This window comes from Pseudomonas sp. 32_A (assembly GCF_017490905.1).
Lineage (GTDB): Bacteria > Pseudomonadota > Gammaproteobacteria > Pseudomonadales > Pseudomonadaceae > Aquipseudomonas > Aquipseudomonas inefficax.
Genome location: NZ_JAFGYI010000010.1, coordinates 37,235 through 63,368, shown reverse-complemented (window position 1 = coordinate 63,368; position 26,134 = coordinate 37,235). Strand labels below are relative to the sequence as shown.

25 protein-coding genes and 1 pseudogene are annotated in these 26,134 nt (G+C 62.7%); 8 read left to right on the top strand and 18 right to left on the bottom strand.

What is annotated here, in order from left to right; genetic code table 11:
- Window positions 1–47 precede the first annotated feature (47 nt).
- From J5M58_RS08565 to J5M58_RS08535, 7 genes and pseudogenes are all read right to left on the bottom strand, one after another.
- Entirely contained in the window at window positions 48–1,103 is a 1,056-nt protein-coding gene (locus tag J5M58_RS08565; RefSeq protein WP_207877851.1) for a 3-deoxy-7-phosphoheptulonate synthase, read from the bottom strand.
- A 554-nt stretch (window positions 1,104–1,657) separates the two neighbouring features.
- A complete protein-coding gene (locus tag J5M58_RS08560; protein WP_207877849.1) occupies window positions 1,658–2,209 on the bottom strand; it encodes a YbhB/YbcL family Raf kinase inhibitor-like protein in 552 nt (183 codons plus the stop codon).
- A gap of 48 nt (window positions 2,210–2,257) precedes the next feature.
- Window positions 2,258–2,566: a hypothetical protein gene (locus tag J5M58_RS08555; RefSeq protein WP_112253401.1), complete on the bottom strand. Its 309-nt coding sequence runs from the start codon at window positions 2,564–2,566 to the stop codon at window positions 2,258–2,260.
- Between the two features lie 160 nt (window positions 2,567–2,726).
- Window positions 2,727–3,692: an endonuclease gene (locus J5M58_RS08550; protein WP_207877847.1), complete on the bottom strand. Its 966-nt coding sequence runs from the start codon at window positions 3,690–3,692 to the stop codon at window positions 2,727–2,729.
- Window positions 3,693–3,706: 14 nt separating this feature from the next.
- Window positions 3,707–4,090, bottom strand: coding sequence for a hypothetical protein (locus J5M58_RS08545; RefSeq protein ID WP_112253403.1), 384 nt, complete (start codon window positions 4,088–4,090; stop codon window positions 3,707–3,709).
- 121 nt (window positions 4,091–4,211) lie between these two features.
- Window positions 4,212–4,363 (bottom strand): annotated as a pseudogene (locus J5M58_RS08540) (BamA/TamA family outer membrane protein); the annotation flags it as partial.
- Window positions 4,364–4,545: 182 nt separating this feature from the next.
- Window positions 4,546–5,013, bottom strand: a complete 468-nt coding sequence (locus J5M58_RS08535; RefSeq protein ID WP_112253404.1) for an Lrp/AsnC family transcriptional regulator — start codon at window positions 5,011–5,013, stop codon at window positions 4,546–4,548.
- Between the two features lie 166 nt (window positions 5,014–5,179).
- Between J5M58_RS08535 and J5M58_RS08530 the strand changes: the two genes are divergently transcribed.
- The 4 genes from J5M58_RS08530 to J5M58_RS08515 all read left to right on the top strand — a co-directional run bounded on the left by J5M58_RS08530 (window position 5,180) and on the right by J5M58_RS08515 (window position 10,131).
- Window positions 5,180–6,430 (top strand): Zn-dependent hydrolase, encoded by a 1,251-nt coding sequence (locus tag J5M58_RS08530; RefSeq protein WP_112253405.1) that lies wholly within the window; start codon window positions 5,180–5,182, stop codon window positions 6,428–6,430.
- 79 nt (window positions 6,431–6,509) lie between these two features.
- Window positions 6,510–7,721 carry a diaminopropionate ammonia-lyase gene (locus tag J5M58_RS08525; RefSeq protein ID WP_112253406.1) on the top strand — a complete coding sequence of 404 codons (1,212 nt, stop codon included), beginning with the start codon at window positions 6,510–6,512 and terminating at the stop codon, window positions 7,719–7,721.
- 68 nt (window positions 7,722–7,789) lie between these two features.
- Window positions 7,790–8,950, top strand: coding sequence for an APC family permease (locus tag J5M58_RS08520; protein ID WP_112253407.1), 1,161 nt, complete (start codon window positions 7,790–7,792; stop codon window positions 8,948–8,950).
- A gap of 14 nt (window positions 8,951–8,964) precedes the next feature.
- Entirely contained in the window at window positions 8,965–10,131 is a 1,167-nt protein-coding gene (locus tag J5M58_RS08515; protein WP_112253408.1) for a M20 aminoacylase family protein, read from the top strand.
- A 214-nt stretch (window positions 10,132–10,345) separates the two neighbouring features.
- Here J5M58_RS08515 and J5M58_RS08510 read toward each other — a convergent pair whose 3' ends face one another.
- From J5M58_RS08510 to J5M58_RS08480, 7 genes are all read right to left on the bottom strand, one after another.
- Window positions 10,346–11,530, bottom strand: coding sequence for an MFS transporter (locus tag J5M58_RS08510; RefSeq protein WP_112253410.1), 1,185 nt, complete (start codon window positions 11,528–11,530; stop codon window positions 10,346–10,348).
- Between the two features lie 239 nt (window positions 11,531–11,769).
- Window positions 11,770–12,240: an Lrp/AsnC family transcriptional regulator gene (locus tag J5M58_RS08505; RefSeq protein ID WP_046614108.1), complete on the bottom strand. Its 471-nt coding sequence runs from the start codon at window positions 12,238–12,240 to the stop codon at window positions 11,770–11,772.
- Window positions 12,241–12,260: 20 nt separating this feature from the next.
- Entirely contained in the window at window positions 12,261–13,556 is a 1,296-nt protein-coding gene (locus tag J5M58_RS08500; RefSeq protein WP_112253411.1) for an FAD-binding oxidoreductase, read from the bottom strand.
- A gap of 97 nt (window positions 13,557–13,653) precedes the next feature.
- On the bottom strand, window positions 13,654–14,493 hold the full coding sequence (locus J5M58_RS08495) for an ABC transporter substrate-binding protein (RefSeq protein ID WP_112253412.1): 840 nt from the start codon (window positions 14,491–14,493) through the stop codon (window positions 13,654–13,656).
- A gap of 58 nt (window positions 14,494–14,551) precedes the next feature.
- Window positions 14,552–15,316, bottom strand: coding sequence for an amino acid ABC transporter ATP-binding protein (locus J5M58_RS08490; RefSeq protein WP_112253413.1), 765 nt, complete (start codon window positions 15,314–15,316; stop codon window positions 14,552–14,554).
- 15 nt (window positions 15,317–15,331) lie between these two features.
- Entirely contained in the window at window positions 15,332–16,297 is a 966-nt protein-coding gene (locus tag J5M58_RS08485; RefSeq protein ID WP_112253414.1) for an amino acid ABC transporter permease, read from the bottom strand.
- A gap of 401 nt (window positions 16,298–16,698) precedes the next feature.
- Window positions 16,699–17,580, bottom strand: coding sequence for a LysR family transcriptional regulator (locus J5M58_RS08480; RefSeq protein WP_112253415.1), 882 nt, complete (start codon window positions 17,578–17,580; stop codon window positions 16,699–16,701).
- A gap of 185 nt (window positions 17,581–17,765) precedes the next feature.
- Here J5M58_RS08480 and J5M58_RS08475 point away from each other — a divergent pair, with 185 nt between their 5' ends.
- Window positions 17,766–19,409 (top strand): acetolactate synthase large subunit, encoded by a 1,644-nt coding sequence (locus J5M58_RS08475; RefSeq protein WP_133972439.1) that lies wholly within the window; start codon window positions 17,766–17,768, stop codon window positions 19,407–19,409.
- Window positions 19,410–19,521: 112 nt separating this feature from the next.
- Here J5M58_RS08475 and J5M58_RS08470 read toward each other — a convergent pair whose 3' ends face one another.
- Both J5M58_RS08470 and J5M58_RS08465 read right to left on the bottom strand, forming a co-directional pair.
- Window positions 19,522–20,844 carry an APC family permease gene (locus J5M58_RS08470; RefSeq protein WP_207877845.1) on the bottom strand — a complete coding sequence of 441 codons (1,323 nt, stop codon included), beginning with the start codon at window positions 20,842–20,844 and terminating at the stop codon, window positions 19,522–19,524.
- Between the two features lie 100 nt (window positions 20,845–20,944).
- On the bottom strand, window positions 20,945–21,766 hold the full coding sequence (locus tag J5M58_RS08465) for a carbon-nitrogen hydrolase family protein (protein ID WP_207877843.1): 822 nt from the start codon (window positions 21,764–21,766) through the stop codon (window positions 20,945–20,947).
- A gap of 162 nt (window positions 21,767–21,928) precedes the next feature.
- On the opposite strand from J5M58_RS08465, the gene J5M58_RS08460 reads away from it, so the two are divergent.
- The 3 genes from J5M58_RS08460 to J5M58_RS08450 all read left to right on the top strand — a co-directional run bounded on the left by J5M58_RS08460 (window position 21,929) and on the right by J5M58_RS08450 (window position 24,098).
- A complete protein-coding gene (locus tag J5M58_RS08460) occupies window positions 21,929–22,717 on the top strand; it encodes a LuxR C-terminal-related transcriptional regulator (protein WP_112251613.1) in 789 nt (262 codons plus the stop codon).
- 184 nt (window positions 22,718–22,901) lie between these two features.
- Complete coding sequence (locus J5M58_RS08455) at window positions 22,902–23,525, top strand: dTMP kinase (RefSeq protein WP_112251615.1); 624 nt, start codon at window positions 22,902–22,904, stop codon at window positions 23,523–23,525.
- A gap of 69 nt (window positions 23,526–23,594) precedes the next feature.
- Window positions 23,595–24,098 (top strand): peroxiredoxin, encoded by a 504-nt coding sequence (locus tag J5M58_RS08450; RefSeq protein WP_207877842.1) that lies wholly within the window; start codon window positions 23,595–23,597, stop codon window positions 24,096–24,098.
- 116 nt (window positions 24,099–24,214) lie between these two features.
- On the opposite strand, the gene J5M58_RS08445 is transcribed toward J5M58_RS08450, so the two are convergent.
- Complete coding sequence (locus J5M58_RS08445) at window positions 24,215–25,471, bottom strand: cation:dicarboxylase symporter family transporter (protein WP_112251620.1); 1,257 nt, start codon at window positions 25,469–25,471, stop codon at window positions 24,215–24,217.
- Between the two features lie 101 nt (window positions 25,472–25,572).
- Complete coding sequence (locus J5M58_RS08440) at window positions 25,573–25,998, bottom strand: VOC family protein (RefSeq protein ID WP_112251622.1); 426 nt, start codon at window positions 25,996–25,998, stop codon at window positions 25,573–25,575.
- Window positions 25,999–26,134: the final 136 nt, after the last annotated feature.

The following is a 26,134-nucleotide window of genomic DNA, read 5'->3' as shown; positions in this document are numbered from 1 at the left end:
TAGCGCACTTGTCCGGGGTATGTCTCGCCAGGCTTGCAACCCGCTGCCTAGAGTTTTTGTGCCGCCTCGCGCAACAGGGTTTCGGTCGAGGCCCAGCCCAGGCAACCGTCGGTGATCGACACGCCGTATTTCAGCGCGCCCTTGCCCAGCACCTGGCAGCCGTCGAACAGGTGCCCTTCGATCATCACCCCGACGATCGAGCGGTCGCCAGCCAGGCGCTGCTCCAGCACATCGTTGAATACCGCCGGCTGGCGCGCCGGGTCCTTGCCGCTGTTGGCATGGCTGCAATCGACCATGATCCGCGCCTGCAACCCGGCCTTGGCCAGCGCCTGCCGGGCCATGGCGATGCTGTCGGCGTCAAAGTTCGGGCCCTTGTGGCCGCCGCGCAGCACCAGGTGGGTGTCCGCGTTGCCCAAGGTCTCGATGATGGCCGGGTAGCCTTGCGCATCCATGCCGAAGTGGCGGTGCGGATGGGCGGCGCTGCGCATGGCGTCGCTGGCGATGGCGATGCCACCGTCGGTGCCGTTCTTGAAGCCGACCGGCAACTCCAGGCCACTGACCATTTCGCGGTGGATTTGCGACTCGGTAGTGCGCGCACCAATCGCGGCCCAGGCCAGAAGGTCATCGAAGTAGCCGGCGGCCATTGGCTGCAGCAATTCGGTGGCGACCGGCAGGCCGCGTTCGATCATGTTCAGCATCAGCCCGCGGGACAGGGCGATGCCGGCGTGCATGTCGTCGCTGCCATCGAGGTGCGGGTCGTAGGCCAGGCCTTTCCAGCCGACCGTGGTGCGGGGTTTTTCGACGTAGGCGCGCATCACCAACAGCAGCTTGTCGTCGACTTCGCGGCTGAGGGCGGCCAGGCGGTCGGCGTATTCCAGGGCCGAGCGCGGGTCGTGGATCGAGCACGGGCCAACGATCACCAGCAGGCGCTGGTCGCGGCCTTCGAGGATGTCGCGGATGGCCTGGCGGTGGGCATGGACTTGCTGGGTAAGTTCGCTCGACAGCGGCATTTGCTGCTTGAGCAGGTGCGGGCTGGGCAGGCGCTGGCTGACGGTGGTGTTGGCTGCTTGCGGCTGGGTCAGGGCGAGGCTGGAAGCTTGCATGGCGTTTTTCCCTGGGCGGACGGCGGGTTCTGGCCCGCGTGGTCGGCCCTATCGAGGTGTTCGACAGATCGTTGAATTCGTATTGGTTGCTGCATTGCCACCTGTGCAAGACCGAACGGAGGCGGCAGGCTGGCCCGAACGGGATTGGCTAAATCGCCAGGCGAAGGTGTTGGCGTAGTAATAGGTGGCGTAGTTCATGAATCTGTCCTCAATGTGAATCGGTGTTGTTCAAAGGCCTGAAAAGCAAAACCCCCGGTCGGGGAGCCGACCGGGGGTTTGAGTATTCTCATGTTCGGCGGCCCCTCGAAGGTGGGCGCCGTGTGGGTATCGGCGCCTAGTGGCTAAACCAATACCCGAAGTAATAGCTGGCAGGTGCCACGCAGCCGGCAACGGCCAGCACAGGGCGCAGGGTGCGACCGGTGTGGTTGGCGTGGTTGCGGGTGTGTTTCGGCATGTTGCTCTCCAGTGAATGAGCCCGAGCTTACTTCAGTTCGGCTGAGCCATTCAATGGATAAATGCTATGGCGGTGATCAATTGTTCCTGTACCGCTTGGTTCAATGGCCATAGCGCCCGACCAGGCTCTGCGCCCCTAGCGCGTGGCCTTGCAGCAGTTGCAGCAGGCCGCTGCGGTCCAGGCCTTCGGGCAGGGTGCCCAATGGCAGGTCGGTGGCAATCAGCGTCAGCGCGTAGTGGTGCGGGTTGTCGCCGGCGGGTGGGCAGGGGCCTCGGTAGCTGAGCGTGCCCCGCGAATTGCGCCCCACCGTCACCCCTTGCCCGGTCAGCCCTGCGACGCCTTCCTTCAGCCCATCCTGGGCCGGGTCGATGTTGTAGGCGAGCCAGTGAACCACGCCAATACCTTTGCCGCCGTCTGGGTCGAACATGATCAGTGCCAGCGACTGGGTGCCTGCGGGGAGGTTTTCCCAGCTCAGTTGCGGAGTGCGCTCTTCACCAGCACCGCAGGCCGGGTCCGGGCCAACCTGTTGCAAGGCGATCACGCCACCATCGGTGAAAGAAGATGAGCTGATCGACAGCGCGCCCTGGCCGCCGGCGACGGCCAAGGCGCTGCATGGCAGCAGGGCGGTGAGCAGCCAGGTTTTGAGGTTCATGGTGAATCCTCGGCAGGGCGTTCCGGCGCAGTGTAGCCCAGGCCGGCCTCAATGGCTGTCCTGGTCCTCGGCGGTGCCCCCCGAATGCCCGGCGCCGGAGCCGGTGGCTTCGCCGGTGCTGTTGGAGCCGCCAGCGGCGCCGTCGGCAGCATCGCTGTTGCTGCCGGTGTCGCTGCTGTCGTTGGCTTTGCTGCTGCCAGGGCTGTTGACGCTGCTGTCTTCACCGGCGGTCTTGCCACCCTGCTGGTCGGTTTGCGGGCGGCTATCGGTGTCTGTGTCGGTTGCGGCGAAGCTGGTGCCAGTGACGCTGGCCAGGGCGAGGGCAAGGCACAGAGAGAAGGGGCGAATGCGGATCATGGAACGTCTCCTTAGCGGATGATCTGTCATTCGTTGGGCTGGAGGCGGGAGGTGGGGTGCCGTCTGGGCGACGGGTGGTCATCCCAGGGGGTTGCCGTGCAGCCCGCTCGCGACGCAAGGCCGATTGCAAAGGGGGCCGCGCAGGCCCCGAACAAAGCGATCAGCGGCAGTTGCCCGCCTTGCGATAACCCGCTGCCTGCGCCTCACCCTCGGTGGCGAAGGTGACTTGGTTCTTCGCGGTAACCTGGGTATAGCCCGGGCAGCCGACGGAAAGGTGATAGACGTGGCTGTTGCGGTTGCCAAGCACCGCCCCCACCGACCCAGTACTGGCCAGGCTCGGCTTGGCCTCAGGCTTGGCGGCCTTCGCCGGCACCGCCTGCACCACACCGCCGCCGACCGGCTTGTAGTTGGCAGTCCATTTGCGTTCCCCGGTCACGAAGGGGTTGGCATGCCCCATGATCGCGGCAATGCGCCGGTTACGCTCCTTCTCCCAAGCCGAAACCGGGTGCTGTTTGTCCCAGGCCATCAGCAACTGCTGCTGTTGGCGCGACATGCTCAGCTTGTAACGGTCGTACATGTAGAAGGTGGTGCGGGCGACCAGGCCTTTCACTTCGTCACGTGGTTCGGCAGCACGCTGCACGAAGTCGACCTTGGTGGAGCACTGGCCGTATTGCCCTGCATTGCCGGCAACCATGCCGTAGTTGAAATTGCTGCGGTCGCCGTTGACCTCGCCCACAGCCGGGTACAGGTTGAACAGGTCGGCCTCCATGGCGCGGAACACCGGGTCGTCATCCACGCAATGCTCGCGGCCACCGTTCTTCCAGCACTGGCGCTGGTTGCCGAAGGTATGGGCCGGCACGATGTGTTCCCATTCGGTGCGTTCGGCGCGGTTCTGCTGCTTGCGGGTCTGGTAGCCGCATGATGCAGCATCGATACGCCCGCCAGACTTGCCCACCCAGGCCCATTTGCAACCGCAGTACAGGTCGCCCATGGCACTGCTGGCCTGGTCCATGTACACCTTCTGCTTGGCCACCACCTTGGCTTCGGTGAAGGTCGCCGGTGGGCTGGCAAGGGCGGGTAGGGTAAAGGAAAACAGTAAGGATACGGCGTAAAGCAGTGATTTCATGGGAAAAACATATTTCAGGTTGGGGCATGCATTGTAATCATTTCTTTGGGGCTGGCCAGCTCGCTGATCCACACCAGTGGGCGGCGCGGGTCGTCGCTGCCCATGCTGCTGAACGTGGCCGAGTCGAGCATGGCCTTGAGTTGGGTGGCCATGCGCAGCAGGCGCTCGATGAAGCCGGTGCCGACGGCGCCGGTGTCCTCCAGGGAAACACCGCTCTGGTTGTGCTGGATTGCCAGGTGGTAGTGGCTGACCCCGGCACCGTTGCTACTACCGCCCAGTACCACGGTGAAGCGCGGGCCGAGCAGCCCGGCCAGGCGCTGCTGGACCAGGTCGAGTAGCGCGACCGGGACTTCGTCGGGGCGCAGTGAAGTGGGGAAGCATGGTGTGAAGGGTGGCATGGGCATGTCCTGCTGGGCGGGGTACGAGTCCTGGCCAGCTTAAGCAAGGTCACTGTCAACTTGGGTTAAGCAGGAGTAAAAGCGGGTAATGCTCAACGCCTGCGCGTTACGGCATCAGGGATTAGAAGGTCTGCCCCAGCGAGAACCGATGATCTGGGTTTCTGCCCCGTCCGGCTTCTTCAGCGGTGCCGCCAGGCTGAAACTCAACGGCCCCATTGGGCTGTACCAGGTCACGCCAACCCCCAGCGACACGGCCATCTGTGCCAGGTCCACGCTGCCGCAGGCAAACTCTGCGTGAGCAAGGCCGCTCCAAGGGAACTGCACTTATTGAATTAGCAGGGCCCCTGTGGGAGCGGCTTTAGCCGCGAACACCGGCGCAGCCGGTGCCATGCACTGCGTTGGATTCTTCGCGGCTAAAGCCGCTCCCACAGGGGATCGCAATCGCAATAAAGGCTTCAAGGCGTGAGGGTCGGCACGAACATGCCCGTCTTCACATTGCTCATCGACACCAGCGTCTTGAAGCGCTTGACGTTGTTGCTCTCGAAGAACAGTTCGCGCGTCAGCTGGGTGTACTGCTCCATGTGGCGCACCAGCATGATCAGCACGAAATCGCATTCCCCGGCCACGTAGTAGCACTGCTGCACCTGCGGGCAGGCGAGGAAGGTGCGTTTCATCTCGTCCAGCAGGTCCAGCCGCTCGTTCTCCACTTCGACCTCGGTGATCACCGTCAGCGTGTACCCAAGCTGCTCCGGGTTCACCTGTGCCACCGTGCCACGGATCACGCCGTCGGCCGCCAGCTTCTTCAACCGCCGATTGACCGCAGCCGAGGACAGGTTGACCTGCGCACCGAGGTCCAGCTGTGAAGTACCAGCGTCGCGCTGCATGGCATCGAGCAGGGCCAGGTCGAAGTGATCGAGGGGCATGAAGGGGCCTCTGTAGGTAAACAGCGGTAAACGCCGGGAATGCGTAATAAAAGTGCGTGCGAAGGCCAAAAATCAAGCTTTTCGTACATGGTGAGCGAATAGAATTCTCCCATGAACAAAAACAACCTGTAGAGCCTAGGCTTTGCACCCCTGGGAGAAACGGTTGATGAATGCGAGTACCCCACTGCAACTGAACGGCGCTTTGCTGCTGCAGCAGATCCGTGCACTCGGCCAGGTAGGCGCTGACGCCACCCACGGCGGGCGTACCCGGATTGCCCTGAGCGATGCCGAAAAGGCCGGGCGCGACCTGCTGGTCGGTTGGATGCGCGAACTTGACCTCGACGTGCAGGTCGACCGCATCGGCAACATTTTCGGTACTTTGCGCGCTGCCGCCGACAGCGGTGAGCAACGCCCACTGATGATGGGTTCGCACATCGATACCGTCACCAACGCCGGAGCCCTGGATGGCTGCTATGGCGTGCTGGCCGGGTTGGCGGTGATTCGGGCCTACCGTGATGCCGGGCGCTTGCCTGAGCGTTCGATCACGGTCGGCGCATTCACCAATGAAGAGGGTGTGCGCTACCAGCCCGACATGATGGGCTCACTGGTATATGCCGGCGGCCTGCCCTTGCAGCAGGCGCTGGACACCCTTGGCACCGACGGTACGCGGCTTGGCGATGAACTGGCGCGCATCGGCTATGCCGGCACGCTGGAGCCTGGCGCCATCGTGCCGCATGAATACCTCGAACTGCATATCGAGCAGGGGCCGATCCTCGACGCCGAGAACACCCTGATTGGCGTGGTCGAGAACCTGCAGGGCATTTCCTGGCAGCAAGTAGAGGTGAAAGGGCACGCCAACCATGCCGGCACCACGCCGACCCACCTGCGTCATGACGCAGGCTTCGTCGCCAGTGCCATCGTTGCCGAGTTGCGCGCCATGGCCGTGGATTCCGGCACGACCCTGGCCACGGTGGGCTGCATGCAGTTCGAGCCGAACGTGATCAACGTCATCCCGCGCAAGGCCACCTTCACCGTCGACCTGCGCGACCCCGACGAAACTTGCCTGGCTTACGCCGAAAACCGCCTGAGCCAATACCTGGAGGCGCTCGCCGAGCGTGAAGGGGTGACCATTACCACCGAACGCCTGGTGCGGTTCGAACCGGTGATCTTCGACGCAGGCTTGGCCGATGCCATAGAAGCCTCGGCGCAGCGTTTCGGCTTCAGCCACCGACGCATGACCTCTGGCGCCGGCCACGACGCGCAAATGATCGCCCGCATTGCCCCCGCCGCGATGATCTTCGTGCCCAGCCAGGGTGGCATCAGCCACAACCCGCGCGAGCATACCGACGACGCACAACTGATCCAGGGCGCCCAGGTGCTGCTGGATGTGGTCAGCCGTCGCCTGACCCACCCCTGATCCCCACTGTAATGCCCCGCCCGCTGAAGCCTGGTTTCAGCGGCATGGGCTTCCTGTTGCCTGCAGAAAGGAGTACCGCATGTTTGTTTCCAACCCCAAGGCTGGCCGCCGGCCTTACCCGCAAGCGTTGCAAGAGGTGATGAGCATTGCCAGGGCTGAAGAAAGCCGCCAGTGGCTGGCCGGCTGGGCGCGCTTGAACGCTGGCGCTACGCCGCTGTACACCCTGCCTGACCTGGCCGCCGAGCTGGGTGTTGCCCAGGTGTCGGTGAAGGACGAATCGGTGCGCTCGGAGCTGGGCAGTTTCAAGGCCCTGGGCGCGCCGATTGCCCTGGTTCGGCTGATCCGGCGTACCTTCCCCGCGCAGCAGTTCGACCCGCGTGGCTTGCTGGAAGGCCAGTACGCCGACCTGCTGGCGCAGTTCACCGTGGTCAGCGCCACCGATGGCAACCATGGCAAGGGCCTGGCGGCCGCCGCGCAAAGCATCGGCTGCCGCTGCGTGATCGTGCTGCATGCCAACGTCAGCATCGAGCGCGAACAGGCGATTGCGGCCTATGGCGCACAGATCGTGCGCATTGCCGGCAATTACGACGCGTCGGTCGAGCATGCTGCGGAGCTGGCGACCAGCAACGGCTGGACCGTGGTTTCCGATACCTCCTATGAAGGCTACGAAGTGATCCCGCGTGACGTGATGCAGGGCTACGGCACCATCGCCGCGGAAATCATCGAAGCCACTGCCGGGCAACCGCCGTTCACCCACGTGTTCCTGCAGGGCGGGGTGGGCGGCCTGGCGGCCGGTATCGTCAGCTACCTGTGGGAGCACTACGGCGCACAGCGCCCGCTGTTGGTCATGGTCGAACCGGAGCAGGCGGACTGCCTGTACCAGAGCGCCTTGCTCGGCAAGCCGGCCAGGGCGACCGGCTCGGTGGACTCGGTAATGGCAGGCCTGGCGTGCGGCGAGACATCGCCGCTGGCCTGGCGCTTCCTGGAGCCGAGCGTCGATTACTTCATGACCATCAGCGATGACCAAGCTGTCGCCGCCATGCGCCGTCTGGCGGTTGGCAGCGCTCGCGACATTCCGCTGGTGGCTGGTGAGTCCGGCGTCGCCGGCCTGGCCGGGCTTGCCCGCCTGGTAACGGATGCTGGCGCAGCTGCCGACCTGGATATCGACGGCAACGCCCGCATCCTCTTCATCAATACCGAAGGCGCCACCGCCCCCGGCGTATATGCCGACCTGCTGGGCGAGTCGGCCAGCTCGGTACTGGCCCGCCAGCAAGCCTGGGTACGTACCTGATCCACCCCTGAGGGCCGGTATTACCGGCCCTCCGTCAGCTCCACACAAGAAAAACAAGCGGAGATTCCATGAACAAACTCAAACGTGACATCAGCCCTTGGTCGCTGATGCTGACCGGCCTTGGCTCCATCATCGGTTCAGGCTGGCTGTTCGGCGCCTGGCATGCATCGGCCATCGCCGGGCCGGCGGCGATCCTGGCCTGGGTCATCGGTGCGGTGGTGGTGCTGGCGATTGCCCTGACCTATGCGGAAATGGGCGCGATGTTCCCTGAGTCCGGCGGCATGGTGCGTTATGCGCGCTATTCCCACGGCTCGCTGGTCGGCTCGGTGCTCATCGCGCTGGTGGTCTACGTGATGTTGCAGGTGGCCTTCATCGGGGCCTTGAGCCCGGCGAGCATCGCTGCGGGCTGGCACAACCTGAACTTCGATTCGCCCTTGGCGCAACTGGCACTGGCGCTGAACCTGAACTGGCTGGCCATGCTGCTGTACCTGGATGCCTTCGTCAGCCCTTCGGGTACCGGCTCCATCTACACCGCCACCACTGCGCGCATGATCTATGCGATGGAGAAGAACAACACCCTGCCGAAAATCTTCGGCAACCTGCACCCGCTGTATGGCGTGCCGCGCCAGGCGATGTGGCTGAACCTGGCGGTGAGTTTCATCTTCCTGTTCTTCTTCCGTGGCTGGGGCGTACTGGCGGCGGTGATCTCGGTGGCCGTGGTGATTTCGTTCCTGACCGGGCCGATCAGCCTGATGTCGCTGCGCGCTACCGCGCCGGAAATCCACCGCCCGCTGCGCCTGAAGGGCATGGGCATCATTGCGCCATTTGCCTTCATCTGTGCCTCACTGGTGCTGTATTGGGCCCGTTGGCCGCTGACTGGCCAGGTGATCCTCCTGGTGATCGGCGCCTTGCCTATCTATTTCTACTACCAGGCCAAAGCCGGCTGGGCGGGGTTCGCTCGCGAGCTGCGCGCCGCTGCCTGGCTGATCGGCTATCTCCCGGCGATTGCCCTGGTGTCGTGGCTGGGCAGCGAGGCGTTCGGCGGTATCGGCCTGCTGCCAGAGGGCCTGGACATGGTCGTGGTGAGCGCAGTTGCCTTCGCGTTCTACCGCCTGGGTGTGGGCAGCGGCTACCGCACGCCTTACCTGAGCGAAAGCGTCATCTGGCACGGCCAAGCGCCTGCGGATGAACCCCAACCTTCCGGTCAACGCCCGACGTTGGCTCAGTAACAGGAGCTTCAAGCATGAGCAACGACCTTGCATTCGAACTGCGCCTCAAGCACTGGCGGCACGCGTTTCACCGGCACCCGGAAACCGGCTTTGAAGAGTTCGACACCGCCGAACAGGTCGCCAGCATCCTCGCCAGCCTTGGCTTGGAGGTGCACCGTGGCATCGGTGGCACCGGCCTGGTTGCCAGCCTCACTGTCGGTGACGGCCCAGGCGTGATCGGCCTGCGTGCCGACATGGATGCCCTGAACATCACCGAACAGGCGCATCAACGGCCGCATGCGTCCTGCAACCACGGCAAGATGCACGCCTGTGGCCACGACGGGCACATGGCGATGGTGCTGGGTGCCGCAGACCTGCTGTGCCGCGAGCGTAACTTCAACGGTACCGTGCGTTTCGTGTTCCAGCCGGCCGAGGAGCATGGGCGGGGGGCCAAGGCGATGATGGCCGATGGGTTGTTCGAGCGCTTCCCGGTCGATGCCCTGTATGGCGCGCACAATATGCCGGGCATGCCGGCCGGCCATATCGCCACGAGGCCCGGTGGGATCATGGCCAGCGAGGACAACTTCGTCATTCACATCCAGGGCAAGGGCACCCATGCCGCCCGGCCGCACATGGGTATCGACCCGATGGTGATCGGCGCCGAGATCGTGCTGGCCTTGCAGACCATTGTCGCGCGCAATGTCGACCCGAGCCTGTCGGCAGTGGTTTCCTGCACCGAGTTCATCACTGATGGCATCCGCAATGCGATACCGACCCATGTCACGATCAAGGGTGACACCCGCAGCTACAGCCCAGAGGTGCAGCGCCTTCTGGAAAAGCGCATGCGCGAGATCAGCGAGGGCATCTGCCACCTGCACGGTGCAACCTGCCGGTTCGAGTACAGCCACGAGTTTGCGCCGACGGTGAACTGGGCGGCGAACACGGAAATTGCCGTGGCGGCGGCGCGCAATGTGGTGGGGGCGCAGGCGGTGAATGCCGAAGTGATGCCGATGATGATTTCCGAGGACTTCGGTGCGTTCCTGCAGCAGGTGCCGGGCAACTTCGTGTTCATCGGCAATGGTGCCGAGGGCGAGGCGGGGGCTACGCCGTTGCACAACGCTTCGTATGATTTCAACGATGCGATCCTGGCAACCGGGGCCCGTTATTTTGCCGAGGTGGCCAGGGTCAGCCTGCCGCGTTGATGCCTGCTGCGATGCGGTGCGATCCCCAGGATTGACGCGTTCTTCTGTAGGAGCGGCCTTGTGTCGCGAAAGGGCTGCAAAGCAGCCCAGGGTTTCAGCGTCACCGCATGGATTGCCGGGGCTGCTTTGCAGCCCTTTCGCGACACAAGGCCGCTCCTACAAGGAATCGTGCCAAACCAGAGAGAGGCGCCAGTATCAAGCGAAAAGCCGGGCCTTAGTGCCCACCCTTCATCCGCCGTGCCACCAGGTAGATCCCCAGCCCGACCAGCGCCGTAGCCGCGCCGATGTACCCGGTGCTGGTCCAGCCCATGCCTGCGGTAATCGCCATGCCACCCAGCCACGGCCCCAGCGCATTGGCCAGGTTGAACGCCGCATGGTTCGACGCCGCCGCCAGGCTTGGCGCTTCATGGGCAATGTCCATCAGGCGGATTTGCAACGGCGCCGCCAGGGCAATCATGGTGCCGACCAGGCCAATGCCCAGCAGCAGGCTCCACAGCGCCTGGGCGGCAAAGCTGAAGAACAGCAGCACGGCAATCGACCACATCAGCACCAGCCCGACCGCGCGGAACTGCAGGCGGTCGAACAGCTTGCCACCGGCGATGTTGCCGACAATGCCACCGACGCCGAACGCCGCCAGGCCAAACGGAATCCACTGTGGCGACACCTGGGTCACCTGCAACATGGTCGGCGCCAGGTAGCTGAACACACAGAACATGCCGGCAAAGCCGATCGAGGCGATGCCCAGCGCCATCCACACCTGCGGCAGGGTGAAGGCTTGCAGTTCCTTGCGCGGGTCGCTGCGCACTTCATCGTGGCGCTGGGGTACGAAGCGCCAGACCAGGACGATGGTGCACAGGGCGATCGCGCCAACCAGCACGAACGCCGAGCGCCAGCCGAAGTACTGGCCCAGCAAGGTGGCGATCGGGTTACCGAGCAACATGGCCAGGGTCAGCCCCATCATCACCCGGGCCACGGCCCCCGCCCGCTGGTCCTTGGCCACCATGCTCGACGCCACCACCGCCGCGATGCCAAAGTAGGCGCCATGGGGCAGGCCGCTGATGAAGCGGAAGGCGACCAGGCCACCGAACGAGGGGGCGAAGGCGGTAGCCAGGTTGCCAAGGGCATACAGCGCCATCAACAACAGCAGCATGTGCTTGCGCAACAGCCGGGCGCCGATGATCGCCAGTGTCGGGGCGCCGACCATCACCCCCAGCGCATAGGCGCTGATGGCATGGCCCACCTGGGGCTCGCTCAATTGCAGGTTGCTGGCGATATCGGGCATCAGGCCCATGATGGCGAACTCGCCGGTGCCAATGGCAAAGCTGCCCAGCGCCATGGCGGCTTCCATCTTCGCGACGGTAGTTTTGCTTGGGAGAGGGGGTAATTCCTGAACTGACATCTGGATCCTTGTTGAAACATGCTGAAACGTTCAAGGCGGGATCATAGTCAATCCGTGACGGTGACGTCGAGGAAGCTGGCCGGCTTCCTGGACCTGCGGCATGAACAGCACCTGTGGGAGCGGGCATGCCCGCGAAGAATCCAGCGCGGAGGATGGCACCGGCTGCGCCGGTGTTCGCGGCGGTTCGACGCCTCGACATGCCCGCTCCCACAAGGCCCTGCACAAGCCTGGGAGGGGGGTTACAACGTCAGCTTCTTGCTGAACTTGGTCTCCATGACAATGTGCGACGCCGTATGGGTCACACCCTTGATCATGTTTATACGGGTCAGTTCGGCATTCAGTTCGCCCAAGGTATGGGTGGTCAGGTGGATGATGAAATCCATTTCGCCCGATACCGCGTACACCGCCTGCACCGACTCCATCTTGCGCAAGGTGGTCATCACGTCGGTGTAGCTCTTGTTGCTGCAGGAGGTCATGGTGAAGCAGTTGATCACCTGCTGCAGCTTGTCCTGATCGATGCGCACGCTGTAGCCGGTGATCACGCCGGCGTTTTCCAGGCGGTTGATGCGCTCCTGCACCGCCGAGCGCGACACACCCAGTTTGCGAGCCAGCGAGGCGGTGGGCTCGCGGGCATTGGCCTGCAGCAACGCCAGCAGTTGGCGGTCCTTTTCGGTAAGTTTGAACAGCGCGCCGGGGGGGAGGGCGTCCATGGCGATTCCTGGTTGTCGTTCTAGTTGTTGTACTGCGAGCGCGCTTCCTGGAAACGGTCCATCAGTTTCAGCCCGGCATACACCGCTTGTGCCGCAGCAGGCCCAAACGGTCCGCCGTTCCATTCCAGGCCATAGGCATCGAACAGGCGATAACGGTCGGTTTCGCCGCACACCGCCTCGGCGACTACCCTGGCGCCCACGGGTGCGGTGTTCATACCATGGCCCCCAAATGAAGTACAGGCCCACAACCCCGGGCCCAGAGGGCCGATGTGCGGCATTTTGTGGCGGGCGTAGCCCATCAGCCCGGACCAGGCCTTGGCGACTTTCAGGCCTTGCAACTGCGGGTACACGCTGAGGATGTCACGGGACAGCAATTGCCCCAGGCGTTGTTCGTCTTGCAGGTTGCGGGTGGTGATATGGCCCCCCCACAGCAGGCGGTCGCCCTCGACGATGCGGTAGTAGTCCGAGGCGCGACGGTTGTCGCCGATGGCGTCCGTGGTACGTATTACGTCACCCAGGCGCTCGCCCAGGTGTTCGGTGAGTACCACATAGGTAGCGATTGGCAGGAACGCCCGGCGCAGCGGGCCGAACTCGGCGCCGCCGTAGCCGCCGCAGCAGTACACCACATCGGCACAAGTGACCGCGCCGTGGGCAGTGGTCACGCGGTGATGCCCGGCCTTGCGTACTACCCGCAGCATGGGCGACTGCTCGTGGATGCGGCCGCCGGCGAGCTCGACCAGTTCGGCCAGGCCCAGGCAGTAATTCAGCGGGTGGAAGTGAAAACCATGGCTGTCGCGCAGCCCCTGGAAGTACCGGTCGGTGCGCAGGCGGCTGCGCAGTGTCGGGGTGTCCAGGTATTCCATCTCGAAACCGAAGTCACGGGCCATGCGGTCGCGGGTGCGCTGCAGGTTGTCGGCATCGTCATAGCGCACCACGCTGAGTTTGCCGGTGGTCGCGGCACAGCCTGGCAATTGGTGGCGGGCGATGGTGTCGCGTACGATATCGACGCCCTCCAGTGACAGCCGGAACAACTCCGCTGCTGTCTGCTTACCGCAGCGCCGCTCGATGGCCGACAGCCCTTCGGACCAGCCCTGCAGCACGAAGCCGCCATTGCGCCCGGAGGCGCCCCAGGCCACCCGCGCGGCTTCCAGCACTACTACCGAGCGCCCGCGCGCCAGCAGTTCCCGGGCCACGCTGAGGCCCGCCAGGCCGCCGCCGATGACGCACACGTCGGCTTGGGCTTCGCCGGCCAGGGCCGGGCGCTGCGGGGCTGGGCGCATGGTCCCGGTGTAGTAGTTGTTGCTGTAACTGGACATCGGCTGGGTCATCCTTTTGCTGGGCGTTGCGTGTCTTGCGGGCACGAGGGGGCCGCACGCCCTTCAGCGGAAGAGCGCTGGCCTGCGGGTCATGGGGTTACTGCACTTGCGTGAGGTCGGCGCCGTACCACTTCTCGGACAGCTGCTTCAGCGTACCGTCGGCCTTCATGCTGTCGATGGCCTTGGCCAGTTCGGCGTTGAAGGCGTCGTCGCCCTTGTCGGTGGCGATGGCCAGCGGTTCGTAATAGGCGGGCTTGCCCTGCACCGGGGTGATCGGGTAACCCGCCTTGATCGCACCCTTGATAGTCGGCAGCGGCGACAGGACGGCATCCAGACGGGTGCCGTTACCCATGCGCAGGTCATCCAGCGGGCCCATGCTGTCGCCGTAGGTCTGCACATCGCCCGGCTCCACGGTGTAGCTGAACGCAGGCACATTCACCGCGTCGATCTTCAGCCGGCGGTTGATGTAGTCCTCGGAGGTCGTGCCGGCCTCGACGCCGATGGTCTTGCCATTGAGGTCGGCAGCGCTGGTAACGGCGGCATCCTTGTGCACGGCGAACATGTAGGGGGTGTAGTAGTAGATGGCCGGGAAGTCGAGCACGCGGCCACGCTCGGTGGTCGGCGTCATCGAACCGACCGACAGGTCCCAGCGGCTGGCCCAGCGCCCGGCGGTGATGATGCCGTACTCGGGGGTGACGAACTCCACCTTGGTGTCCATGCGCTTGCCGATTTCGTTGGCGACATCGATGTCGAAGCCCTTGAGGGTATTGTCCTCGCCGAGGAACGACTGCGGCGGCCAGTTGGCGGCGGTGGCCACTTTCATGACCTTGCTCTGGTGAATGCGGTCCAGGGTGGCACCTGCCCAGGCAGCGCCGGTCATCAGGGCCAGGCTGCCGGCGACGGCAGTGAGTGCGAACAAGCGTGCGATTGGGTTCATTCGGTAAGTCTCCGGGTATGCGATTGTTGTTGTGTTGGCACAGCGGCAGACACAGGCCTCAGTGGCTGAGGATCTGCGAGAGGAACGCTTTGGCGCGCGCATGGCGCGGGTTGTCGAAGAACTCGTTGGGCGGGCCCTGTTCGATTACCTGGCCTTGGTCCATGAACAGGATGCGGTCGGCGACCCGGCGGGCGAAGCCCATCTCGTGGGTGACGCAGAGCATGGTGATGCCATCCTCGGCCAGCTCACCCATCACATCGAGTACTTCCTTGACCATTTCCGGGTCCAGCGCCGAGGTGGGTTCGTCGAACAGCATGATCCGCGGCTTCATGCACAGCGCGCGGGCAATGGCCACCCGCTGTTGCTGGCCGCCGGATAGCTGGCCGGGGAACTTGTCGGCCTGGCTGGCGATGCGCACCCGCTCGAGGTGCTCCAGGGCCAGGGCACGGGCCTGGGCCTCGCTGAGCTTGCTGACCAGGCGCGGCCCGAGCATCAGGTTTTCCAGCACGGTCAGGTGCGGGAACAGGTTGAACTGCTGGAACACCATGCCGACCTGGCGGCGAATGGCGGCTACGCTGGCGGCATCACGGTTCAGCGGGTTGCCGGCGATCAGCACCTGGCCTTTCTGGAAGTCCTCCAGCAGGTTCAGGCAGCGAATCAGTGTGGACTTGCCCGAGCCGGACGGGCCGCAGACCACCACGATCTCGCCGCTGGCGATTTCCAGGTCGATACCCTTGAGCACGTGGAACTCGCCATACCATTTCTGCAGGTCGCGGATAGACACGGCGGCCTGGGCGGCAGCGGGGGTGACTACTTGATTCATGGTGATGCTCCTCGATCAGCGGTGGGCGCGGTCGAAACGTTTTTCCAGGCGCGACTGCACGGCTTCGAGCAGGATCGACAGCACCCAGTACAGAACGGCGGCGGTAATCAGCATCTCCAGATGGCGGAACTCGGCACGGCCCTGGGTGCGGGCCAGGAACATCAGTTCCCACACGCCAATCACCGATACCAGCGAGCTGTCCTTGAGCATGGAGATGAACTGGTTGCCGGTGGGCGGGATGATCAGGCGCATCGACTGCGGCAGGATTACCCGGGTCATGGCCTGGAAGGGCGTCAGGCCAATCGCCCGCGAGGCTTCCCATTGCCCGCGCGGGATGCTGCTGATGCCGGCGCGGAAGATTTCCGTCATGTAGGCGCCGTAGCACAGCGACAAGGCCAGGATTCCTGCGGGCACTGCACCGACTACATAGCCGAGTTGGGGGATGCCGAGGTAGATCAGGTAGATCTGGATCAGCAGCGGTACACCGCGGAAAAACGAGGTGTAGAAGCTGGCGATGGCGATGGCAAAGCCGTTGGACGACAGCCGTGCGGTCGCCCCCAGCAGGGCCAGGATGAAGGCGATGGTAATGGCGATCGTGGAAACGTAGACGGTGGTGAACACCCCCTGGGTGATCATGAAGCCAACCTTGCTGGCGATGAAGCTGTAGGACAGGTCGAAGGTGTCGAAGAACAGCAGGAACAACAGCAACAGTTCGAACCAGACGGTGATGACCTGGGCCCGCAGCGCAAAGCGCCCGAGGATGAACAGGTTCAGCACCAGGGTAACCGCAAGGGTACCCGCCACGGCGATGTTGCGTAGCAGCGGTGTCTGCAGGTCGAGCACGATCGGGCCCATCAGCCGGGCCAGGCTACCGTCGCCGACGCCGTAGAACAGGGCGAGCGCAAAGATGACGGCGGTGGCCAGGGCCATGAACGCCGGGTTGTCGGTCGCACGCGGTTTGACGATGTGGTCTCTGTACATGGGGGTCGTGCCTCACGGAGCTGGGCTCGTTTGTTGTTGTGAGGCCATTGTAGGGAGGCGAAGCGCAGGCAAGAACCTGACGAATTGCAACGTTTTACAGGTTTTTGCTGGCATTTGAGGCGTGCGGTGCCTGACATCTGCTACCAGCCCCCGTCAAATCGTTTGCCACCGGCGGCGCCGGTATTCGCGGCTAAAGATGCTCCCACAGGTACAGCACATTCCTCAGCTGGCGGGGACCCTGTGGGAGCGGGCATGCCCGCGAAGCAGGCGACGCGGTGGATAGCACCGGCTGCGCCGGTGTTCGCGGGCGCGCCCGCTCCCACAGGTATGGCGCATTCCTTGAGCTGGCAGGGTCCCTGTGGGAGCGGCTTTAGCCGCGAAAGGGCCGGTACAGGCCGGCCTCAACGCTCCAGATAGTGGGTCTGCGCGGCAAAATCGATGAAGCGCTTGCTGGCCAAAGACAGGTATTCCCCCGAGCGCCAGCACAACCTGAAACTCATCTGCTGTGCCGGGCGGAACGGTACGCCGACAATGCCCGGGGTACGCTGCTGTACCGAGCGCAGCAGGGTTGCAACGCCCATGTTGTCCAGCGCAGCCTGCACCACCAGCGAGACGAAGTTGCTCTGCAGCGCCACTTGGTAGGTAATCCCGTGTTCGGCGAAGAAGGCGTCCAGAAGGTGGCGTTGAACGAAGGTGCGGTCGAACACCACCATGTCGGTGTTGCGCAAATCCTCGGCCGTGAGGGAGGCCTTGCCGGCATACGGATGGTCGGGGTGCATGCATGCAAGCATCTCGTCGCTGCCCAGCAGGATGGATTCCTTGTCGGGTGGCACGCGCCTGGACTCCAGCAGCGCCAGGTCGATTTCCCGTTGTTCCAGGCGGTGGCCAATGTCTTCGGCACTGCCTTCGAATACGGTCATGGCGATGCCCGGGTACAACTTGCGAAAGGCGTTCATCAACCCGGGCACGTAGTGCAGGCCAAACATCGGCGGAATGCCCAGACGCACTTCACCACGCTTCAGGTCGGCCATATCGCGCAGTTCCTGGCGGGCAATATCCATTTCGCGCAACGCCGAAGCAATCCGCGGCAAGAACTGCTGGCCTTCGGCGGTAAGGATCACTTTGCGCGTGGTGCGGTTGAACAGGGTCACACCCAGTTCTTCTTCCAGCCGGGTCACCGCCATGCTCAGGGCCGGCTGGGCAATGTGCAGGTGCTGCGCAGCCTTGGTAAAGCTGCCTTGGCGGACGATTTCGACGCAGCAGCGCAACGCCTTGAGGTTCATTGAGGGGGACTACCTTTAATGGCTAACGCATTCATAACGAACTGTGATGCTAAGCATCATAACAATATATTTATTATTATTAACCAGAGGGCCTACGATGCGCGCCACTGAGACATCCTGCAACATCTCAGTCACGCAGCTTAATAAATCTGCAATCCCACAAAGATTTTGAGGTAGTACCCCAAATGGCCAAGGCCGCCGATGTCGTTGTGCAATGCCTGGAAAACGAAGGTGTCGAGTATGTGTTCGGCATTCCCGGTGAGGAAAACCTCGACCTGCTCGAATCCCTGCGCAAGTCGAAGATCAAGCTGGTACTGACCCGTCACGAGCAGTCCGCAGGTTTCATGGCTGCCACCTATGGCCGTCTGACCGGCAAGACCGGCGTCAGCCTGTCGACCCTTGGCCCTGGCGCCACCAACCTGGTCACCGCCAGCGCCTACGCCTACCTGGGCGGCATGCCGATGATGATGATCACCGGCCAGAAGCCGATCAAGAAGTCCAAGCAGGGCCGTTTCCAGATCATCGACGTGTGCGGCATGATGGACCCCATCACCAAGTACACCCACCAGTTCGCCTCGGCCGACAACATCCCGGCGCGTATGCGCGAAGCCTTCCGCCTGGCCGAAGAAGAGAAGCCGGGTGCGGTGCACCTGGAGCTGCCGGAAGACATCGCCGCCGAGCAGACCGACGCCCTGCCGATCCCGCGCAGCCTGCACCGTCGCCCGCTGGCAGAGCATGTGGCCATCGAAGCGGCTGTAGAAAAGCTGCTGGCCGCACGTAACCCGATCCTGGTGATCGGCGCCGGCGCCAACCGCAAGATGACCGCCAAGGTCCTCAAGCAACTGATCGACAAGACCGGCATCCCGTTCATCACCACCCAGATGGGTAAAGGTGTGGTCGACGAGCGCCATCCGCGCTTCCTGGGCAACGCCGCACTGTCGTCCGGTGACTTTGTGCACCGCGCCGTCGAAGCTGCCGACCTGATCATCAACATCGGCCACGACGTGATCGAGAAGCCGCCGTTCTTCATGGTTCGTGGCGGTACCGAAGTCATCCACATCAACTTCCGCTCTGCCGAAGTCGATGCCGTGTACTTCCCGCAGGTGGAAGTGATCGGCGACATCGCCAACGCCGTATGGCAGATCAGCGAAGCCCTGAACGACACTTCGCACTGGGACTTCACCCGCCTGATGGCGATTCGTGAAGCCAACGAAGCGCAGATCGCCGAAGGCGCCGACGACAACCGCTTCCCGGTGTACCCGCAGCGCATGGTTGCCGACATCCGTCGCGTGCTGCCGTCCGAAGGCATCGTCGCCCTGGACAATGGCATCTACAAGATCTGGTTCGCCCGCAACTACAAGGCGCACAAGCCGAACACCGTACTGTTGGACAACGCCCTGGCGACCATGGGCGCCGGCCTGCCATCGGCCATGGCCGCGCACCTGGTGCACCCGGACCGCCCGGTGATTTCGGTGTGCGGCGACGGCGGCTTCATGATGAACAGCCAGGAGCTGGAGACTGCAGTACGCTTAGGCATGCACATCACCGTGGTGATCCTGCGCGACGACGGCTACGGCATGATCCGCTGGAAGCAGGCGAACATGGGCTTCACCGATTTCGGCCTGGATTACGGCAACCCGGACTTCGTCAAGTACGCCGAAGCCTACGGTGCCAACGGCCACCGCGTGGAAAGCGCCGAAGGCCTGCTGCCGCTGCTCGAACACTGCATCAAGACCCCGGGCGTGCACGTGATCGACTGCCCGGTCGATTACAGCGAAAACGACCGCATCCTCAACAGCGAGCTGCGTGAGCGCGCGCTGGCGGTGTAATGCCTGAAAGGATCGGCGCCACCTCAAGGCTGGTGCCGATCCCTACCGGATGGTCGGCGCGGAATGATCGATCGCTCGCGCAGGGAGTACAAATGTACCCCCTCGCCCGAATTCAGGCCTCCTCGAAGTACATCTCGGGGGGCTTGCGCTTGAAACCACTGGTAATCACGGTCAGGTAGAGCACGCCGAGGCAGAGCCAGCCTGCGCCCAGGTAGATCGCCAGGTGATCGAGACTTGCCATCAGCCACAAGGTCGAGGCAAAGCCCACCAGAGGGAACGCGAGGTACATCAGCAGCGCGTTGGCGCCACGCTGCTGCATGGCAACCCAGTAGTGGAAGATCACCGCCAGGTTGACCAGGCTGAAGGCGAGAAACGCACCGAAGTTGATGAACGAGGTAGAGGTCGTCACATCCATGCGCAAGGCGAGCAGGGCGACCACACCGCACAGGATGATGCTGGGTACAGGCGTGCTGAAGCGTTCGCTGAGCTTGCCGAAGAATGACCTGGGCAGCACTCCGTCACGCCCCATCGCATACAGCAGCCGAGAGGCGCTGGCTTGCGCCGACAGGCCCGAAGTGAACTGGCCGACGATCAGCCCCAGCAGGAATATGCTGACGAAGATGTCGCCACCGATGTTGCGGGCAATTTCATAAGCCGCCGCGTCGGCGTTGGCAAAGTCGGTGGACGGGTGAGCGAGCTGAACGAAGTAGCTGCAGGCGATGAACAGCCCGCCGCCAATCAGGGTGATCAGCAGGATGGCTTTCGGAATGGTCTTGCTTGGGTCCTTGGTTTCTTCGGTCAGGGTGCTGACCGCGTCGAAGCCCAGGAATGAATAGCAGGCGATCGCCGCACCGCCCATGATCAGCGGCAATTGTGTACCTTCCTTGTAGAACGGCTCGAGTGTCCACAGCGGCACGGTGGGGTCACCCCAGACATAGCGCACCGCGAGTGCAACGAACGCCGCCAGCACCAGCAGCTGGATGAACATCAACAGGCCATTGACGGTCTTGGCCAGGCGCAGGCCGATCACGTTGATCGTTGTGGTGAAGCCGATGAATGCCAGTACCCAGATGGCTTGCGGCACGCCTGGGAACGCAGAGTGCAGATAGGCCGCGCCAATGAGCCAGATCGCCATGGGCAGGAACAGATAGTCAAGCAACACTGCCCAGCCGGTGATGAAGCCCAGCTGCGGGCTGATCGATTTGCGCACGTAGGTATAGGCGGAACCGGCTACCGGGAAGGCGCGCGCCATGTGGCCGTAGCTCAAGGCGGTAAAGAGCATGGCGATGGCGGCAGCGAGGTAGGCTGCGGGCACCCTGCCTCCCGTCGTCTCGGCCAGGATACCGAATGTGCCCAGGACGATGATGGGGGTCATGTAGGCGATGCCGAAAAGCACCACCGGGCCCAGCGAAAGCGTTCGCTTGAGTGTGGCCATTACTGTTTGCTCCAGCTTGTGATTGTTATTCAGAGTCGAACATGCTGCCGTCCCTGGCGGCCTTGCATTCCAGCAACAGAGCCTGGAAGGGGTGGAATATTCAGGTGGGGATGATCAGTTCACGAAGGCCGTCAGCGTGCTCGACCTGTTCACCCGGCAGCCGGATGCGCCGCTGGGCGATGTAGGTGTAGTCGCGCCGCGACTGCTGCAGTTGCTCCATGGCCAGTTCGACGGTCATGCGACACTCGCCACGGCCGGCTTCGCACAGCAACTGGCCGTACGGGTCGACGACGGCACTGCCGCCAGCGAACACCAGGCCGCCATCACCGTCACCCACGCGGTTGACCATGACCGCGAAGGCCTGGTTTTCCATGGCGCGTGCGGTGATGGCGGTTTTGTGGGTGGGGCCGTACGGGTCCATGTTGCCGTTGGTGACGATGATCAGTTCTGCGCCCAGCTGCCCCAGGGCACGCGCGGCTTCTGGGAATTCGATGTCAAAGCAGATCAGCAGGCCGACACGGATGCCTTTGAACAGCGCTGTCGCAAACCGGTCGCCTGGGGTGAAAACCCCGCAGTCCGATGCCCAAAGGTGGGTCTTGCGGTAGGTGAGGGCGACGCCTTCTGGCGTGACCAGTACGGTGGTGTTGTAGAAACGACCGTCGTCTGCAACTTCGGCCATCCCGACGACCACGGCAACATTGCGCGCTTGTGCGGCCTGCTGGACTGCCGTGATGCTTGGGCCATCCAGTGGCTCGGCAATGCGGTTGATGTTTTCTTCGGTAGGGAAGCCCATCAGCTGGGTTTCCGGGAAGACCAGCAGATCGGTATCGGCACCGCAGTTGCCGATCGCCTCGATGGTGCGCTGCAGGTTGTACGCGGTATCGCCATCGCGACCGGCCAGTTGGACAAGCTCTACCTTCATTTCCAATCCTCGACTGACAGCTTCGACCGCCATGCCCTGGCGGCATGGGGTATAAAAAACGATCCCGGTACAGGTTCGCTCAGCGTAAGCTAGCCCGGATTATGGGGTGGTCATCATGGCGGGGGGTATTACGCCCACGTGGTAACCCAACAGGGGTAGAGGATGAATTTTACGCTGCACGACATCGCCTGGCACCGATCGGTAGGCCAATTGATCGAAACCCTCGACAAGGACCACTTCTGGAAAGCCCTGGTGCGGTTGCTGAACGAGTACGTTGCCTGCGACAGCTGGGTGGCGCTGCTGTTCTCCGCAGGGCGCCCGCAGGTGTTCGCCGAATGCCCCAGTGCAGACGGCAACCCTGACCCGCTGTTCCAGGATTACCTGAAGGGCCTGTACCTGCTGGACCCGTTTTACGTGGCCAGCCGAGAGGCTGCGGCGTCCGGCCTGGTGCGCCTGGCGGATGTGGCCCCTGAGTGTTTCGAGCAGACGGACTACTACCAGCGCTATTTCCGGCTTAACGTGGTTGCCGATGAAGTTCAGTTCAACGTGCAGCTGGATGCGCAGCGCACGCTGTGCCTGTCGTTGGGTAGCAAGCGCCGATTCAGCATCGAACAGGTCACCCTGCTGGAACTGGTGCGGCCGTGGGTCACTGGGCTGATGCGCCAGCGGATGACCTTCGAGCGGGAGTTGCTGGAAGAGGCCACCAAGCCTGCGCCGCACTGGCAAAGCCGCATGGAGGACAGGGTCGAGCAGATGGAGTCGCCGCTGACCGGGCGTGAGCTGGAGGTGGGCCGGCTGATGCTGAGCGGGTGTTCCAGCAAAGAGATTGCGCGCAAGCTTGAAATCTCCGTGGAAACAGTGAAAGTGCACCGCAAGCATATGTACAGCAAGTTGGGTATCAAATCGCAGTCGGAGCTGTTTTCGCTGTTTCTTCAGGCCCAGCTGGGTTGATTGCGGCCAGCTGCATGCCACCACTGGCTTGTGCTGAATACTGTGGGAGCGGGCGTGCCCGCGAACACCGGCATAGCCGGTGCCATCCACCGCGTCGCCTGCTTCGCGGGCATGCCCGCTCCCACAAGGACCGCGCTCGTACCTAGGCCTGCGCTGCATCTTCAGATCTGACTGGTAATGAAAAATGACCCGCCCGCTGTTTGTTTCCATCGATGGGCCCAAGGGCACTGGCAAGACCACGCTTCTGGAGGCCGTGACCAAGGCCCTGCGGGCTGACAACAAGAAAGTGATCCGGCTTTGCGAGAAAAAAAGCGACCCCTATCGGGGGGAAACCATGGCCCTTGTCAATCAACTGGTCAGAAACCCCTCCCGGGACCTGGAATTGAGGGTATGCGAGCGCTTCGCCGAAAGCCGTGCCTGGATTTCCCGGCACGTGCTGCCCAGGCAGCCAGTAGACAGCATCATCCTGATCGATCGCTGGTACCCGTCTGATGCCGCATTTCGCCGCACCGTGGCGTTCGACGAGATCCTGCGCCTGAACCTCGAGCGAAATGTGCAAGTGCCCGATTTGCATGTCGGCGTTGTCACGGCCCCTGATACCTCATGGGCAAGGGCCGCGGCACGAACGCGCGGATTGGGCAGTACGGTGATCCATAGCCTGGACGAGCAGGTTGCCTGTACCGAGGCGTTCGAGCGTGCGGTAGCGGAGCACGGCTGGGTACTATGCCGTAATGAAGGAGCCATCGAGGATGCAACGAGGCAGGTAGTGGCCGCGATCGATAGCGTGTTTCGACCACGCCAGAGCTGACCGCTGGATGTACGTACGCTGGTGGATGCTGCATCATGCCTGGCCATTTACCGCCCCAGGGATACAGCGATGATCAAGACCGGCGATACACTGCCCGACGTAACGCTTTACCAGTACAGCAACGGCGAGGGCGGCTGCGCGATCGGCCCGAACGCGTTTTCCCTGCACGAGCGCTGCAAGCAGAAAAAAGTGCTGATCTTCGGCTTGCCAGGTGCTTTCACGCCTACCTGCTCGGAGCGGCATGTACCGGGCTACGTGGCTGCGGCCCAGGACCTGTTCGCCGCCGGGGTTGCCGAAATTCTCTGTGTTTCGGTCAATGATGCATTCGTCATGAATGCCTGGGGCGCGAGCCTGCAGGTGGGCGGGGCGGTCAGGATGATTGGCGATGGCAACGGTGAATTCAGCGAGGCGCTGGGCCTGATCCAGGACCTATCGGCGCGCGGTTTGGGCCGGCGTTCGCAACGCTATGCCATGTTGGTCGACGACCTGGTGGTCAGGCACATCGCGGTCGAAGCACCCGGCAAGTTCGAGTGCAGCGACGCCGCGAGCATGTTGGCTGTTTGTAAGCTCTGAAGGCATACACCGTTACTGTGGGAGCGGGCGAGCCCGCTACCACAGGGGATGTGACCCGTTCTCGAATATTGTTCCCTGCGCGACAGCGCAGCTCGAAGGGCTGGGCAATCGGCCCGTCAACCTTTACTCGCCGCCTCACGCCGGGATGGTTTCAACTGAACCCCCTCCCAGCGGGCAATCACTAGTGGTGCGATTGCATTGCCGAGCACGTTCAGCGTGGTAGTCCCGCTTTCAATCACTCGGAAGATGCCTGCCACCAGCGCCACAGCGTCGAGGGGAAGCCCGGCAGATGCCAGCGTGGCTGAGAGGATGATGATTGCGAAGCCTGGAACACCGGCTGCGCCCTTGGAGGTGAGCACCATGGTCACGACCAGCAGTATTTGCTGGGACAGTGTGAGGTCTATACCGTAAAGCTGGGCGATGAAGATTGTCGCGACCCCCAGGAAGATCGACGCGCCATCCAGGTTGAACGCATACCCGACCGGTACTACGAAGCTGACGATACGCCTGGGAACACCATAGTGTTCAAGCTTCTCCATCAGCTGTGGCATTACCGCCGCGGATGCCGCACTCGAGCACGCCAGGATCAGCTCATCCTTGAAATAGCGGACGAGCTTCAACAGGTTCTCGCCGATCAACAGGCAGATGCCGCCAAGTACGATCAGTGCGAAGAGGATCAGTGCCAGGTAAACGACCCCGATCAACTTCATCAATGGCAGCAGGGAGGCGAAGCCGAAGGTTGCCACGGTGGAGCCGATCATGCCGAACACCCCAATGGGCGCGTATGCCATGACATAGTTCACCAGCTTGAACATTGCGTCGGCGGTGCCCTGCAGTGTTGCCACGACTGGGGCACTCTTTTCGCGCGGCAAGGCGTTCAGGGCCATGCCGAACAGTACCGCGAAGAACAGGATGGAAAGCAGCTTGCCTTCGGACAGCGACTGGAAGAGGTTGTCCGGCACAATGTTCTGCAGGATCAGCAAAGCGCCTGTGGCAGGTTCCGATTTAATGCTCGCATCGCCTTCGGTCATGCCGGCGATCACTGTACCTGAGCCAGGCTCCAGAAGATTGGCCAGCACGAGCCCGACAATGATGGCCAAGGTGGTGATTGCGAAAAAGTAGCCGAGGGACTTGACCCCCATACGGCCAAACGACTTGTTGTCGCCACCCCCTGCAATGCCGAGCACCATGCAGCAGAAGACGATGGGCACAACAATCATCTTCATCATCTTGATGAAGATGTCACCCAGGGGTTTGAGCACTTCACTGCTGACCCATTGTTGATGTTCCGGGTGTGTATTCAAGAACCAGCCAACGCCGATGCCGAGCAATAAGCCGATAACGATCTGCCAGACCAGTGGGACTTTTTTCATGACGCCAGCCTATTTTTATTGATTTATGGTGTGCTGCGCTGTTGGCAGTAATTGAAGGCGTGAGCGAAGCGCTCACGCCCGGGGCACGCGGGCAAACAACGCTATTTGGCGAAGATCTGCCCCATGTCCTTGAAGGCTTTGAACTCCAGCGCGTTACCACACGGGTCGAAGAGGAACATGGTGGCTTGCTCGCCCACCTGGCCTTTGAAGCGGACGTAGGGCTCGATGACGAATTCGGTACCCAGGTCGGTCAGGCGGTTGGCAAGCGCTTCCCACTCGTCCCACTGCAAGATCACGCCAAAGTGAGGGGCTGGCACATTGTGGCCGTCTACCGGGTTGCTCAGCGCATGTTCCTGGTAGGGCATCTTGGGATGTTCGTGGATGACCAGTTGATGGCCATAGAAATTGAAGTCGACCCATTGGGCTGCGGAACGTCCTTCTTCAAGGTTGAACACCTCGCCGTAGAACTTGCGAGCCGCGGGAATATCGTAAACCGGAATGGCGAGATGGAAGGGGGGCAGGCTCATCAGAAACTCCTTGAGGGCTATGGGTAACGACCTGTGAAGCAACAGGTCATCATTGTGGTGGGTGGCTTGTTTCTCGTTTTTGTCGATTCTAGGAGTGGCAAAATAATAAAAAAATCAATATATTTTTCTTAAAAAC